Source organism: Actinoallomurus sp. NPDC052308 (assembly GCF_040679195.1).
Lineage (GTDB): Bacteria > Actinomycetota > Actinomycetes > Streptosporangiales > Streptosporangiaceae > Actinoallomurus > Actinoallomurus liliacearum.
Map to the genome: position 1 here is coordinate 229605 of NZ_JBFAUM010000005.1, position 14104 is coordinate 243708.

A 14104-nucleotide genomic window follows, 5' to 3' on the forward strand; every position below is an offset into this window, starting at 1 on the left:
TTCGTGTGGACGACGAATGACTCTCCGGCGACTTCTACCGCCGCCCGCCGTCAATCCGAGATCCGGGCCACTCCCTCGTGGGCGTTGGCCTCGGTGATGAGGGCGGAGGCGAGCTTCGCCGTCCGGACGGCGATCTCGCGGGCCGGTATCGACCGGCCGGTGCCCAGCCACCAGGTGATGGCCTGGAGGTGCATCCCCGCCAGGAGCGTGGGGATCAGGTCGCCGGGAGCCTGCGGCAGGTGCTCGGCGGCCATGTCGGCGAGGGCGGACCGCATCCGGGCGGCGAACCAACTGCTGCCGTTCCCGCCCAGCAGTGCGCCGTAGAGGCGATGGTAACGATCGAAGTGCTCGAAGAACCCGGTCCACCGCTCGAGAACCGGCGTGTCCGGGCCGTCGGCCACGGTGCCGAGCAACTCGGCCAGGGCCTCCTCGAAGATCTGCTCCACGAGCTGGTACTTGTCGCGGTAGTTGCGGTAGAAGGCCGCCCTGCTCACCATCGCCCGTTCGGTGATCTGCCCGACCGTTATCCGGTCGAACCCGCGCTCCTCGATGAGTTCGACCAGCGCCTGCCGGAGCAGGGTGCGCGTGCGCCGGACCCGGACGTTCTCCTGAGACATTTTCGGCTCCTTGTCCAGCATGAGACAGAACAACGAGGCTGAGACTGGTCACTCGGCGCCGTCCCAGACAGCATGTGTGTTCCAAGACAAAGTGTCTCACTGAAAGGGATGGTCATGAAAGCCCTGGTCGTTCGCGCGTACGGCGCTCCCGACTCCTTCGCCATCGAAGACCTGCCGACTCCCGAACCCGGTCCCGGACAACTCCAGGTCCGGGTGACGGCCGCCTCGCTCAACCCGGCCGACCTGCTGATGACCGCGGGAACGATCCGGGAGATGGTCCCGCTCGACTTCCCGTTCGTGCCGGGCACCGACGTCGCCGGCACCGTGACCGGTCTCGGGCCGGGCACGGAGGGGTTCGAGGTGGGCGACGAGGTGTTCGGGTTCGGCGCGCCCCCGTCATTCGCCTCGGGCGTGGGGATCCCCGCCGCCGCCTCCGGAACGATGGCCGAATACGCGGTCCTCCAGGCCGGCCCGTACCTGGCGAAGCGGCCGCCGAAGCTGAGCCCGACCGTGGCGGCCGCCCTGCCGAGCACGGGCATGACCGGCCTCGCGGTGCTCGAGCTCGGCCGGTTCCAGCCGGACGAGACGGTCCTGGTGATCGGCGCGCCGGGCGGTATCGGCAGCGTCGTCGTTCCGCTGCTGGCCCGGCGGTCCACGGTGATCGCCACCGGAACCACGGGCGATCGCGAGTACGTGCGGGGCATGGGCGCCGCGGAGGTGGTCGATCACCTGCGGACGGATCTGGTCGAGGAGGTCCTGCGCCGTCATCCCCAGGGTGTGGACGCGGTGGTGAACCTGGCGCTGAAGGGGGAGGACGTGGTCGCGGCGACCAGGGCGCTGCGTCCCGGCGGGCGTCTGCTCAGCACCACGCCGGGCACGCCGAGCCACCCGGCGGTGACCACGGTGATGGGCACCACCAACCTGAAGCCCGACACGTTGGCCACGCTCGCCGAACACGCCCTCGACGGCACGCTGCCCGACCCGGTGACCCGCGCGTATCCGCTGAGCGGCGCGGTGCGCGCCTACCGGGACCTGGCGGGCTCCCATACCCGCGGCAAGCTGGTCGTCGTCGTGGACGCGGAGGCGGCCCGATGAGGTGCGCGGCGGCGGGTCAGGCCGGTGGGACGGTGCGGACGGCGAGCAGGGCGACGTCGTCGGCGCCGTGGGCGCCGAGTCCGAGGAGCAGGTCGTCGCAGAAGACGTCGAGGGGGGCGCGCGCCAGCGCGGCGGTGTGCTGCCGGAGCACGGCCAGAGAGTCGTCAAGGGACTGTCCGCGGCGTTCGATCAGGCCGTCGGTGAACAGCAGCAGGGTGGAGTGGGCCGGCAGCGGATCGCATGCGGATGGGCGCGGCAGGTCGGGATCCATGCCGATCAGTAGCCCGGCGCCTTCCTCGAGGTAGCGGGTGTCGCCGTCGGCGGTGGTCAGCAGCGGCGGCAGGTGCCCGGCGGACGCGTGGTGCAGGTGCCACGGGCCGCCTGCGGGTCCCTTGACCAGGGCGTAGATGCAGGTGGCGGTGGCCCGCCGGTACAGGGTCTGACTCGCCAGATCCAGGCGGCGCAGAACGTCCCCGGGCGGTTGCCGGCGGTCGACGGCGATACCGCGGAGCATGTTCCGCAGCGCGCTCATGGCGACGGCCGACCGCAGGTCGTGGCCGGTGACGTCGCCGATCACCAGCACGGTGTCGCCGCCCGGCAGGACGAACGCGTCGTACCAGTCCCCGCCGACCTGAGCGGTGGTGGTGGAGGGCGCGTAGCGGGCGGCCAGCTGAAGGTGCTCGATGCGCGGCAGGTCCGGCAGCAAAGAGCGCTGGAGGCGTTCGGCGGTGTGCCGGGTCTCCTGGTACAGGCGAGCGTTGTCCACGCCCAGCGCGATGCCGCGGACCAGGTCGGAGATCAGGGGGAGGTCCGCTTCGGTGAAGGGGTGCTCGGCATCGGTACGGACCACGGTCAGGGCCCCGAGGACCTCCCGGCGGGCCCGCAGCGGCGCGATGATGGCGCTGTTCCCGCCCAGTTGCTCGAACAGCTCCAGTTTGCGGGCGTCCAGGGGACTCGCCGCCCGGCTCGGCGGGGGGAAGTCGGTGAGCAGCAGCGGACCCGCGCCGCGCAGCACCCGGGGGAGGGGGCCCCGCGAGGCTTCGGACACCGGCGGGAGGCGGCCCATGTACACCCCGGAGGCCAGCACCGTGGGGTCGTGGTGGACGACGCACACGCGGTCCACGTGGCCGTGCTCGGCCAGCAGGTCCACCACGCACCAGTCGGCCAGCCGCTGAGCCAGGACCTCGCACACCCGGAGCAGCCCCTCCTTGAGATTCAGGGTGCTGGTCAGCGCGCTTCCGGTGTCGGCCAGCAGGGACAGGCGCTCCATCGCCGCTCTGCCCGTCTCGTCATCGCCTGTTCGGTCCGCCCGCTTCGGACCGGCCGACACGTACCGTGCGCCGAACTCCGGTCGCGCCGTGTGCCGGTGTTCCCTCCGAGCGCGTGGCGCGGCCGGTACGGCCGTCCTCGGGGTGAGCTGGGCGACGAACACGGTGCGGCCGTCGACCGCCTCCTGGGTCTGGATGTTGACGCGGACGGGGATCAGCCGGCCGTCGTGGTGCAGCGCCGGAAGCGGTATGGAATGGCCCAGGACGCGGGGCTGGCCGGTGAGCAGCAGCGAACTGAACGCCCGGATATGGCGCTCCCGCAGGTGCTCGGGGATCAGCGCGGTGATCCGCCGCCCGACGAGGTCGTCCGCCTGCCAGCCCAGCAGGTCCGCCGCGGGACCGTTGACCGCGATGATCCGGTTCCCGTCGTCGGCCGCGATCGTCGGGACGGCGCTGGTCTGCAGGTCGCTCACGTCCCACGGAGCCAGCTCGAGAGGCCTGGCGCTCGGCGTGCCGGGGGCCAGCGTCCACGCGGTGGGGTGCTCACCCGCGACCTGGTCGGCGATCTGATCGAGCAGCCACCGCCGGAAGGCGCGGATCTGCGGAAGAGCCGGGAGCGTGAGCAGGCTCTCCTGCTGGGCCGCGCCGTCGGCGATCTCGAGCACTCGGCGCAAGGCGGCCAGATCCCCGGCGGAGTCCGCCGGGATCGCCACGAGGAGGGAGATCGTGTCGGCGTCGGAGAACCTCCTGCCCATCGCGGCGCCCATGCCCGCACTGATCGCGTTGCTCATGTCGTGCGCGGCGAGAAGGTCCTCCGGCCGTACGGGCATCCCGATCCGATCTCCGGCGGAGCTCATGAGCAGCAGCTCGCGCAGGAGCGCGTCCCGGTGCTGCCGCCCCGCCGAGTACAGCGCGTACGGCAGGTCGATCAGCCGCACGGTCACCGTCGGGCCGGAGCACGACGTGGTGTCCCATCCGGAGCTCGGTGGTGGCGGGGTCTCGGGCCACAGCTCGAACCAGACCGTCTTGCGGTCCTCTCCGATCTGCACGCCGTGACTGGAGGCCAGGCTCTCGACCAGTGCCAGGCCCCATCCGGTGCCGGCGTACGAATGGCGCTGGTGCGGCACCAGCCCGCGGCTCGGCCGGTGATCGCTGACCCACACCTGGACCCGGCCCGCGATGCTCTGGGCCCGCACCTCGATCTCGGTCCGCGCGTGCATGACCACGTTGGTCACCAGCTCGCTGACCAGCAGTTGCGCGGTGTCCACCAGATCCGGCGCGACACCCTGCAGCGCCGACCGTACGAATCGTCGGGCCACCGCGGCGCTTTCCGGCCGAGGGGGTAGTCGTCGCGACGGCACCCCCGGCGAACTGGGGCTGCCCATACCCCCACCATGCCAAAGGCCGGGCGGACGGCCGAGGGCGCGGTCGATGTACTACGGCTTGTAGTTATTGTGAAGTCGTGCGCCCTCCAGCATGGTTCCGTCTGATGCGCGCCGGGGTCTTCGCCGCGGTGTGCGTCATGCTGTCCGTGGCGGCGCACGGCGTGATGCATCCGCGGCCGCTGCCCGCGTACGCCGGCCCAGGCGCCTTCGCGGCGCTGACCGGCGTCGGGTTCCTCCTGGCCGACCGGCGGCGATCGGTGTGGTGGCTCCTGCTCGCGGTCGAGGTCGTCCAGGGCGGCCTGCACCTGTGGTTCAGCGCGGTCTCGGCCGGACCCGCCGTGGAGCGGGACACCGCGCGGACGCACATGCCGGGCATGCACCACCTCGCTCCCGGACCCGGCCATCCGGCCACGGCTCACGGCGGCTGGGGAATGCTGATCGCGCACCTCTTGGCCGGTGTACTGGTCGCGGTCTGGCTGTCGGCCGGTGAGCGGGCCGCGTGGCGCGCGCTCACCGCGGTGACCCGGCTGCTGCTCGCCCCCGCCCTGCGGGTGCTCGCCCTGCTCCTGGGCGTCTCGATCACCCCGCGGCCCGGCGGAGCGCAGGCCGGCGGCGGCTCTCGAACGGGCCCGCGGCCGCAGATCGGCGCCCTGCGTCACACCGTGGTGCGCCGGGGTCCGCCCGCGTCCGAGCGTCGTGAACCCACCCGTCTCGCTGTGACCGCGGCGGGTTGACGCCGGCCTGGAGATCGCTCGGAGGCGGAACGCGCAGCCGACATCGGCCGAGGCCGGGGATCTAACCCGCCGATCCGGACGCCTGAGCGGCGTTCCGGGTCCGCCGTGGTCTGAGAGCCGATCTCGTCTGCCCTTCCTGAGGACCTGTCATGCCGTTTTCTGCCTTCACGCGGCGCGGTACGCGACCGCGCCGCGCCCACGCCCGTACCCGGCGCTTCGCCCGTCCCTCCCGGCTGATCGCCGCGTCCCTCGTCCTGGCCTCGGCGGCCACCGGGTGCGCCGGGGAGTCGGGCGACCGGTCGTCACCGCCGGTCCGGATCTCCACGCCCGCCTCCGACCTGCACGCCGCGACGCTCGGCACCGCGCTGCGCGAGCCCGACGTGACCCTCACCGGCGTCTCCGGGGCGCCCGTGAATCTGAAGGAGGCCACCAAGGGCAAGCTGACCTTGGTGTACTTCGGCTACACCCACTGCCCCGACGTGTGCCCGACCACGATGGCCGACCTCGCCGGCGCGCTGCGGCTCCTCACCCCCGCGCAGCAGGCCCGCATCGCCGTCGTGTTCATCAGCACGGACCCGTGGCGGGACACCCCGAAGGTGCTGCGGTCCTGGCTGGCCTCCTTCAACTCGTCCTTCATCGGCCTGACCGGCGACTACGCCAAGATCCAGGCGGCGGCGAAGTCGGTGGGGATCGCCATCGAACAGCCGAAGCGGACCGGCGCGGACTACGAGGTCGGTCACGGCGCGGAGGTGCTGCCGTTCGGGACCGACCACCTCGCCCACGTCGTCTGGACGGCGGGCGTGTCCTCCCGTGACTTCGCCGCGGACCTGACCAAGCTGCTGGCCCGCATGCCGGCCGCGACCACCCAGGGCGGCGGGGCGTGACCGCCCGTCCGCGCGCCGCGGCGGCCCTGCTGCTGACGGCCGTCACGGTGGCCGCCTGCTCGTCCGGGGCCGGCGGGCCCCGGCTGAAGGTCACCGGCGCGTACGTGCCCCGGCCCGCCTCGCCGGACGTCGCCGCCGCGTACTTCACCGTCACCGACTCCGGGGACACGGGCGACGAGCTCACCGGCGTCACCGCGGACGTCTCCGCCGAGGCGATGATGCACCAGAGCACCGGGCACATGATGCGGATGGTCGACCGGGTGCCCGTCCCCGCCCACGGACGCCTGACGTTCGCGCCCGGCGGGTACCACGTGATGCTCGAGCACCCGGTGCGGACGCTGCGGGAGGGCGATCACGTACGGCTCACGCTGCGGTTCCGCCGGTCCTCGTCGATCACCGTCGAGGCTCCGGTCGAGCCGATGGGCCACGGCCCGGAGGCGGCGCGGTGACGGGCTCTCCCGACCGGCCGGGGAACGCCGGCGCGGACCGTACGGTGAGCCGGCGCCGGCTGCTCGCGGTGACCTCGCTGGTCGGCGCCGCCGCCGCGGCCACCGCGGGCGCCGGCGCCGCCTCGGCGGTCGCGGGGGAGTCCGCCCGGGAACGGGGCGAGCGCCGGATCCCGTTCGACGGCGACCACCAGGCCGGCGTCCTCGCCCCGTACGCGGCGCACGGCTGGTTCGCCGCCTTCGACGTCGAGCCGAAGGTGCGCGCGGCCGGCCTGACCTCCTTGCTGCGGGCGTGGACCGACGCGGCGAGGCGGCTGACCGCCGGCCGGCCGGCTCCCGGCGACGACGCGATGACGACCGGCTACGGACCCGCCTCGCTGACCGTCACGGTCGGGTTCGGCGCGTCCCTGCTTCGCCACCTCGGCGCGCCGGTGCCCGCCGCGCTCGCCCCGCTGCCGTCGTTCCCCCGGGACGAGATCGACGAGGGACGCAGCGGCGGTGACCTCGGCGTCCTCTTCACCGCCGACGACGCGATCGTCGTCGCGCACGCCCTGCGGACCTTCACCCGGCTGGCACGGGGGGCCGCGCACGTCCGCTGGCAGATGAGCGGGTTCAGCACGAGCGACGGCGCGGTGACCGGCCGGGACGCCACCCCCCGCAACCTCATGGGCCAGCTCGACGGCAGCGGGAACCCCCGGCCGGGCGACGCCGGGTTCGACCGGAACATCGTCGTGGGGCCGGCCGGCGATCCGGCGTGGATGCGCGGCGGCACCTACCTGGTCTTCCGCCGCATCCGCATGCTGCTCGACGAGTGGGACACGCTCTCCCGGAGCCGGCAGGAGCAGATCGTCGGGCGGCGGAAGGACACCGGGGCACCCCTGTCGGGCGGGTCGGAGTTCACGCCGCTCGACCTGGCCGCGCAGCACCCCGACGGCGGGCTCGTCATCGGGCCCGGCGCCCACGTACGGCAGGCGGCTCCGGAGTCGAACGAGGGCGCCGTCATCCTGCGCAAGGGGTTCTCCTACTTCGACGGTGTGCTGCCGGACGGGCGTCCGGACGCGGGCCTCCTGTTCATGGCGTTCCAGTCCGACCCCGGCTCGGGCTTCACCCGGATCCAGCAGCGCCTCGCGCTCGCCGACGACCTCAGCCGGTTCATCCGGCACACCTCCAGCGCCCTGTTCGCGGTCCCGCGCGGCTGCCGGCCGGGGCGCCACCTCGGCCAGGACCTCATGGAGTCACTCTGATGCACGACATGCACGGCATGCACGACATGCTGGCGCCCCTCACATGGGCGCGAGCCCTGACCAGCTGGCGGTTCGCGCCGGTAACCGCCGCACTCGTGGCGGTGGCCCTGCTCCTCTATCTCGCCGGGATCCTCGCGGCGCGGCGGAACGGCAGGACGTGGCCCGTCGCCCGTACCGCGGCGTTCGCCGCCGGCCTGGCCGTGGCCGTCGCCGCCCTCATGGGCAGTCCCGCCGTGTACGGCGACGGGGGACTGTTCTGGGTGCACATGATCCAGCACCTCATGCTGATCATGGTCGTGCCGTGGCTGCTGTGCCTGGGGCACCCGCTGAGCCTGCTGCGGGCGGCCACCCGTGGCCGCGCCCACGAGCGCGTCGAGCGGATCCGCGAGTCGAAGGCCGCGGCGTTCCTGACCTCACCGCTCACCGGCCTCGTCGTCTACGCGGGCGTGCTGTTCGGCGTGCACCTGTCGGGGTTCATGGACGCGATGATGGGCTCCCCGGCCCTGATGGCGCTCGAGCACGTGCTGTACGTCGGCGGCGGGTACCTCTACTTCTCCCAGCTGCTGACCCAGGACGCGCCGCCCCGCGAGCTGTCCTACCCGCTGCGGCTGTTCGCCCTGTTCATGGGCATGTCGGCCGACACGATCGTCGGCATCGTCCTGTTGCAGGCGACCGAACCGCCCTTCCCCGCGTACGCCCGGATGCACCCCTCCTGGGGACCGGGCCCGCTCGCCGACATCCACGGTGGCGGCGCGGCCATGTGGATCGGCGGCGACGGCCTGATGTTCGTCATGACGATCATCGTGATGCTCCGCTGGCTGTTCGACCGGTCCCCGGAGGCGGCCAAGGCGGGCCGGTTCTTCGAGTCCGTCCGGCAGGCCACCCTCGCCGCCACCGGGGACGAGGCCGCGCCCGGTACGGGCGAGGCCGACCGCGCCCGCTTGCGGACCAGCGCGGACGTCGACGAGGACGACGCGGCCCTCCAGGCGTACAACGCGCTCCTGTCCCGGCTCAACGCCCCGGAGGCCGGCCGGCCGCGCACGGGATGAGGCGCGGCTCAGTGCCCGGTTCCATGGCCGGCCCGGCCTCAGGAGTCACATGAGATAAAACAGTGCTCTTTTTTCTCTTTGCCATGGGGCGAAACACGGGACACCGTTATCGCGGGCACGCTTGCTACCTTGCAATATGCGTTTTGGTGCGCCGGATGCGGCGCGCCATTGTCGGCCAAGGCGCCCGCGGACGGACGAAGCGTGTCGCCTGAGGTGGAAGCCGCAAGGAGTCTCCCGTGTCCCCAGCCCCTCGATGCGGACGCATCCCCTTCCGAGGACGTCTCGTCAACCCTCTCGCAGGCGTCGCGGCGGTCGCCATGGCCGTGATCATTCTGCTCGCGGCGGTCCTGATCGGCCTCCGCCTGCACAGGTCGGCCACCGCCGACGACGCGCTGAAGGTCGCGCTGTCCCAGGTCGGCACCACCGAGGACGCCGCCGGCAGCAGCAAGTTCAACCAGTGGTTCATGGCCTCGCCGTACGCCAAGGCCGGGGTGGAGCGCGACGGCGGGTCGATCGGCGACTACGCCAATGCGTCCTGGTGCGACATGTTCGTCACGTGGGTCGGCGTCAAGGCGGGCGTCAAGGGCATCGGCGGTGACGCCTTCACTCCCGCGCACGCCAGGTGGTTCAAGGAGCAGGGCCGCTGGGGCGACGTTCCCAAGCCCGGAGCCGTCGTGTTCTTCTCCTGGAACGGCGGCAAGGACATCGGCAGCATCGACCACGTCGGCCTCGTCATCAAGGACGATCACGACGGCACGATCCAGACCGTCGAGGGCAACACCGACGACGCCGTGAAGATCCGCACCCGCAGCGAGGACTCCGTCGTCGGCTACGGCTACCCGCAGTACGGCCACTAGTCGCGTACGCCACAAGGTAAACCGGTTCTTAACTCAAAGCGTCCCTTCTCTGTCGCGCGTTTCCTCCGGCGCGGCGGTTCTTAGGAGGCTCTTTGAGAACTGGTGTCACGCGTGCCCTGGCGGTGTCCGCCATCACGGCGATCGGAGCCGGGCTGGCCGGCGTCGCCCACGCGTCTCCCCTCCCCAGGGCGGCAGCGCCCCTCAAGGTCGTCCGGCCGTACGATTTCAACGGCGACGGCTATCCCGATCTCGCGCTCGGCAACCCGTACGGCACGGTCAGCGGCCACGCCGGCGCCGGCTTCGTCACCATCGTGTACGGCTCCTCGTCCGGTCTGAACACGGGCAAGAAGCAGGTCTTCAGCCAGAACAGCAGCGGAGTGCCCGGCGCCGCCGAGGCCGGCGACCACTTCGGCTACTCGGTCACGTCGCTGGACTTCGACCACGACGGCTACGCCGACCTCCTCGTCGGCGCGCCCGACGAGGACACCTCCGCGGGCGCGAACGCCGGCTCGGAGACGATCCTCTGGGGCTCGAAGTCCGGGCTGACCGGCTCGGGCTCGGACGCGATCTCCGAGCCGTCGGGGTACGCCGGCGCGAATCACCGCTTCGGGTACGCGCTGGCGGCGGGCGACCTCGACGGCGACGGCTACACCGACTGGGTCGACACGACGCCCGGCGACGGCTACTTCTGGACCTACAGCTCCGCCCCGACGACCGCGCAGGTCAAGGCGCAGCGCTTCGGTCCGGCCGGCCGGCCGCACCGGGTTCAGGTGAGGAAGACGAGCGCCGTCTCCGCGGCGGCGGCGCGCAGCTTCACCGCGCTGATCCCGGCCATCGGCGACGTCAACGGCGACAACAAGGCCGACCTGGTCCTCGGCTGGATCGCCACCGCCGCCCCGACGTCCGGCTTCGACGTGTGGAACTTCACGCCGACGGACGCCTCGGTCCTCGGCTCGGCCACCACCCGGGTGGACAGCCTCGCCGTGGCCGACTTCGACGGCGACGGCTACGCGGACATCGCCACGGGCGGCGCCGACGAGAGCGGCGGCAAGGGCGGTCACGTCACCGTCTTCAGCGGCGACGCGAACGTCGGCCTGACGACCGGCAAGACGATCACACAGGACACGTCGGGCGTGCCGGGCGCGGCGGTGGCCGGCGACCGGTTCGGCTACTCGCTGTCGGCGGGTGACGTGAACAAGGACGGCAAGTACGACCTCGCGGTCGGCGTGCCGTACCGCACCGTCAGCTCCCAGGCGCACGCCGGCGAGGCGGTCGTGCTGTACGGCTCCGCGTCCGGGCTCACCGGCACCGGCGCTCAGGCCGTGTCGCAGAGCTTCCCCGGCGTGCCCGGCGCCGCGGAGAAGAACGACGCGTTCGGCTGGACGGTCACCATGCTGAACGTCAACACCGACGGCTACGCCGACCTGATCGCCGGCGCGCCCAAGGAGAACGGCACCGACGGCGCGGTGAGCCTGCTGAAGGGCACCGCGAACGGTGTCACCGGAACGGGCTCGGCGACCATCGGGGCCTCGACCCTCGGAGTGGGCGGCAAGGACGCGCAGGTGGGCGTCCGCCTCGGCCGCGTCGGCTGACTCATGCGGTGAACGGACCGGCCGCCGGACTCCCGGCGGCCGGTCCGGCATTTCCTCGGCGAGCCCGGTTCAGGGGCGGGGCCAGGGGCGGCCGCTGAGGCGTTCGATGCCGGTGTTGAAGCGGCGGAGGTACGCGGCGAAGGCGGCGATGTCCTCGTCCGACCAGTCGGACATGACCTTGTCCAGGCCGCCGACGAGACTCTCGCGCTCCTCGTTGAGCATCTGCTCGCCCTTGTCGGTGATGCGGAACTTGCGGGCCATGCCGCCTTCGGGGTCGGGGATGCGTTCCACCAGACCGGCGCGCATGGCCGCGGTGGTCTGTCGTTGCAGCGTCGAGAAGTCGAGCCCGAAGGCGTCGCTCAGCTCGCTGATCGACATCGGCCCCTGCACACGGATGCGGCTGAGCAGGACGTAGGCGCTGCGGTCCAGCGCGCCGGCGCGGTGCTGGCGGAGCCCGTGCCGGCTGAGCAGCATCTGCTCGTACTCGACGTCGTATGTGGGCCTGCTCATCTGCCTCCGCCTCCTGGTCCATGTTCCGGCCGCTCGGCGCGCCACCTCCGGAGAGCGGCCCGTAACCATCCTCTCACAGTGACTTGCGTCATACACATGATGTGTATCATGCAAGCGATGTGCATGATGCACATATCGACGACGACCGAACTCCCAGGAGCCCCTCTTTGGACGCCTCCCAGCCCGCGGGCCGCCCCGCGGTCGATTCCACGGACCACGCGGCCCACGCGGGCGGCGTGGTCACCACGCTGGCCCTGGCCGGCATCACGGCAGCGATCATGCAGACGCTGGTCACGCCGCTCATCCAGGACCTGCCGAAGATCCTGCACACCACCTCCTCGAACGCCGCATGGGTGATCACCGTCACCCTGCTGGCGGGGGCCGTCTGCGTGCCGGTCTTCGGTCGCCTGGGCGACCTGGTGGGCAAGCGCCCGATGCTCCTGGTGTGCGCGGTGCCGCTGATCGCGGGCTCGGTGGTGTGCGCGCTGTCCTCCTCGGTCGTCCCGATGATCGTCGGGCGCGGCCTGCAGGGCATGGGCATGGGCATGGTGCCGCTCGGCATCGCGCTGCTCCGCGACGTGGTCCCGCGCGAGAAGCTCAGCTCCTCCATCGCGCTGGTCAGCGCGTCCATGGGGATCGGCGGCGGTCTGGGCCTGCCGATCGCCGCGGCCGTCGCCGAGTACACCAGCTGGCGCGTGCTGTTCTGGGCCTCGGCCGCGCTGGCCGCGCTCGTCGCGGTCCTGATCTGGTTCCTGATCCCGAACGTGCCGGCCGGCGCCAAGGGCCAGCACTTCGACGCCCCCGGCGCCATCGGACTCGGCATCGGGCTGGTCTGCCTGCTGCTGGCGGTCTCCAAGGGCGCCGACTGGGGCTGGACGTCCGGCACCACGCTCGGCCTGTTCGCCGCCGCCGTCGTGGTCCTGCTCGCCTGGGGGGTGTGGGAGGTGCGCAGCCGGGAGCCGCTCGTCGACCTGCGCACGACGGCCCGCCCCCGGGTCCTGCTCACGAACCTGGCCTCGATCTTCGTCGGCTTCGGCATGTACGCCTCGATGCTGGTCGTGCCGCAGTTGCTGCAGTTCCCGAAGGCCACCGGCTACGGTCTGGGCCAGTCGATGCTCGCGGCCGGTCTGTGGCTGGCGCCCGGCGGCATCATGATGATGATCGTGTCCCCGCTGGGCGGGAAGCTCACGAACGCCCGTGGCCCCAAGTTCACCCTGATCAGCGGCGTCCTCGTGCTGGCCATCGGGTACGGCGTGTCGCTGCTGCTGATGGGCTCGGCCTGGAGCCTCATGCTCGCCATGATGATCATCAACAGCGGTGTGGGCCTCGCGTACGGCGCGATGCCCGCCCTGATCATGAGCTCGGTCCCGCTCAACGAGACCGCCGCGGCCAACGGCTTCAACACCCTCATGCGGTCACTGGGCACCTCGGTCGGCGCCGCCGTGATGGGCGTGGTCCTCTCCCAGCTGACCGTCACCATGGGCGGCTACACCTTCACCTCCGAGAACGGGTTCCGTGGCGGCCTGGCGATCGGTGGTTGCGTCGCCCTCGTGGCCGCGCTCGTCGCCGCCGCCATCCCGGCCGCCCGCCCCGCCGGTCCTGGGCAGGCGGCCCCCGACACGGTGGCCGACCGCCGCCCGGCCGAGATCGACAACTGACGCACGACCTCCGCGCGCGACCCGCTCGCATCTGCGGTTCGCGCGCGGACGTACATCGGCACGGGGTGCGCCGTACGCTCGTCACGACGGTTCGGCCTCGACGATGAGGGTACCGACGTGGTCCGGATCAGGTGCGGGCTCGACCCAGGCGCGGACGCCGCCGAAGCCGTGTCGGCGCAGAATCTCCGCCCAGCCGCCGGGTTCGTACGCCCAGCGGTACGCCCAGACCTGGCGGCCGGTGAATCCAGCCGCGTAAATGCCCTGGACGCCGTAGCTGCCCGGTACGGCCGGCGCGTGGGAGAAAACGAAACGGCCACGCGGCGTCAGTCGATCACGGATGAGGGGAAACAGCCGTTCGGGGTCGGTGAACCAGACGGCGCCCCAGATCGAGTAGATCGCGTCCCATCGCCGGTCGGTACCGGTGAGGTAGTCGACGACGTCGCCGTGGGTGTAGTGGGCATCGGGCAGGTGACCCCAGCGGCGTTCTGCCTGTTCGCGCTGGATGGATGAGATGTCGATACCGGTCGCGTCGACGCCTTTGGTGGCCAGGGCCGCGACGGCGTTGCCACGGCCGGAGCCGAGTTCCAACGCGGTGGCCGGGTCGCCAAGCAGTTCGTCGCCGGGGCCGTGCCCTTCGTACTGGGTCCAGCCGAACGCATACTTCAGTGCTTCTTCGGGGTCTTGCGTGGTGACGCCGGCGGCGTAGCGGTCCCAGTAGCCGGCGCAGTCGTTGATGGTGACCATGGGAGCCCTGTGACATCGGTG

General features: G+C 72.0%; 13 protein-coding genes. 9 read left to right on the forward strand and 4 right to left on the reverse strand.

The window, feature by feature from the left end; all coding sequences use genetic code 11:
- Nucleotides 1–50 precede the first annotated feature (50 nt).
- Nucleotides 51–617, reverse strand: a complete 567-nt coding sequence (locus tag AB0L00_RS18180) for a TetR/AcrR family transcriptional regulator (protein WP_364435087.1) — start codon at nucleotides 615–617, stop codon at nucleotides 51–53.
- Between the two features lie 114 nt (nucleotides 618–731).
- Between AB0L00_RS18180 and AB0L00_RS18185 the strand changes: the two genes are divergently transcribed.
- Nucleotides 732–1712, forward strand: a complete 981-nt coding sequence (locus tag AB0L00_RS18185; protein WP_364435090.1) for an NADP-dependent oxidoreductase — start codon at nucleotides 732–734, stop codon at nucleotides 1710–1712.
- 16 nt (nucleotides 1713–1728) lie between these two features.
- On the opposite strand, the gene AB0L00_RS18190 is transcribed toward AB0L00_RS18185, so the two are convergent.
- Complete coding sequence (locus tag AB0L00_RS18190) at nucleotides 1729–4365, reverse strand: SpoIIE family protein phosphatase (RefSeq protein ID WP_364435093.1); 2637 nt, start codon at nucleotides 4363–4365, stop codon at nucleotides 1729–1731.
- Between the two features lie 77 nt (nucleotides 4366–4442).
- Between AB0L00_RS18190 and AB0L00_RS18195 the strand changes: the two genes are divergently transcribed.
- The 7 genes from AB0L00_RS18195 to AB0L00_RS18225 all read left to right on the forward strand — a co-directional run bounded on the left by AB0L00_RS18195 (nucleotide 4443) and on the right by AB0L00_RS18225 (nucleotide 11171).
- Nucleotides 4443–5099 carry a hypothetical protein gene (locus AB0L00_RS18195; protein WP_364435096.1) on the forward strand — a complete coding sequence of 219 codons (657 nt, stop codon included), beginning with the start codon at nucleotides 4443–4445 and terminating at the stop codon, nucleotides 5097–5099.
- A 149-nt stretch (nucleotides 5100–5248) separates the two neighbouring features.
- On the forward strand, nucleotides 5249–5983 hold the full coding sequence (locus AB0L00_RS18200) for an SCO family protein (protein WP_364435099.1): 735 nt from the start codon (nucleotides 5249–5251) through the stop codon (nucleotides 5981–5983).
- Nucleotides 5980–6432, forward strand: coding sequence for a copper chaperone PCu(A)C (locus AB0L00_RS18205; RefSeq protein ID WP_364435102.1), 453 nt, complete (start codon nucleotides 5980–5982; stop codon nucleotides 6430–6432). Before AB0L00_RS18200 ends, AB0L00_RS18205 begins: the two co-directional genes overlap by 4 nt.
- Nucleotides 6429–7673, forward strand: a complete 1245-nt coding sequence (locus tag AB0L00_RS18210; protein WP_364435105.1) for a Dyp-type peroxidase — start codon at nucleotides 6429–6431, stop codon at nucleotides 7671–7673. The genes AB0L00_RS18205 and AB0L00_RS18210 overlap by 4 nt, the downstream gene beginning before the upstream one ends.
- Nucleotides 7673–8722 (forward strand): cytochrome c oxidase assembly protein, encoded by a 1050-nt coding sequence (locus tag AB0L00_RS18215; protein WP_364435107.1) that lies wholly within the window; start codon nucleotides 7673–7675, stop codon nucleotides 8720–8722. The genes AB0L00_RS18210 and AB0L00_RS18215 overlap by 1 nt, the downstream gene beginning before the upstream one ends.
- A gap of 317 nt (nucleotides 8723–9039) precedes the next feature.
- Complete coding sequence (locus AB0L00_RS18220; protein WP_364435109.1) at nucleotides 9040–9579, forward strand: CHAP domain-containing protein; 540 nt, start codon at nucleotides 9040–9042, stop codon at nucleotides 9577–9579.
- Between the two features lie 92 nt (nucleotides 9580–9671).
- Entirely contained in the window at nucleotides 9672–11171 is a 1500-nt protein-coding gene (locus AB0L00_RS18225; protein WP_364435111.1) for a hypothetical protein, read from the forward strand.
- Nucleotides 11172–11240: 69 nt separating this feature from the next.
- Here the strand turns inward: AB0L00_RS18225 and AB0L00_RS18230 are convergent, their stop codons facing one another.
- Complete coding sequence (locus AB0L00_RS18230; RefSeq protein ID WP_364435113.1) at nucleotides 11241–11681, reverse strand: MarR family transcriptional regulator; 441 nt, start codon at nucleotides 11679–11681, stop codon at nucleotides 11241–11243.
- 167 nt (nucleotides 11682–11848) lie between these two features.
- Here AB0L00_RS18230 and AB0L00_RS18235 point away from each other — a divergent pair, with 167 nt between their 5' ends.
- Nucleotides 11849–13339, forward strand: a complete 1491-nt coding sequence (locus AB0L00_RS18235; protein WP_364435116.1) for an MFS transporter — start codon at nucleotides 11849–11851, stop codon at nucleotides 13337–13339.
- Between the two features lie 81 nt (nucleotides 13340–13420).
- Here the strand turns inward: AB0L00_RS18235 and AB0L00_RS18240 are convergent, their stop codons facing one another.
- Nucleotides 13421–14083, reverse strand: a complete 663-nt coding sequence (locus AB0L00_RS18240) for a class I SAM-dependent methyltransferase (RefSeq protein ID WP_364435118.1) — start codon at nucleotides 14081–14083, stop codon at nucleotides 13421–13423.
- Between the last annotated feature and the right edge of the window lie 21 nt (nucleotides 14084–14104).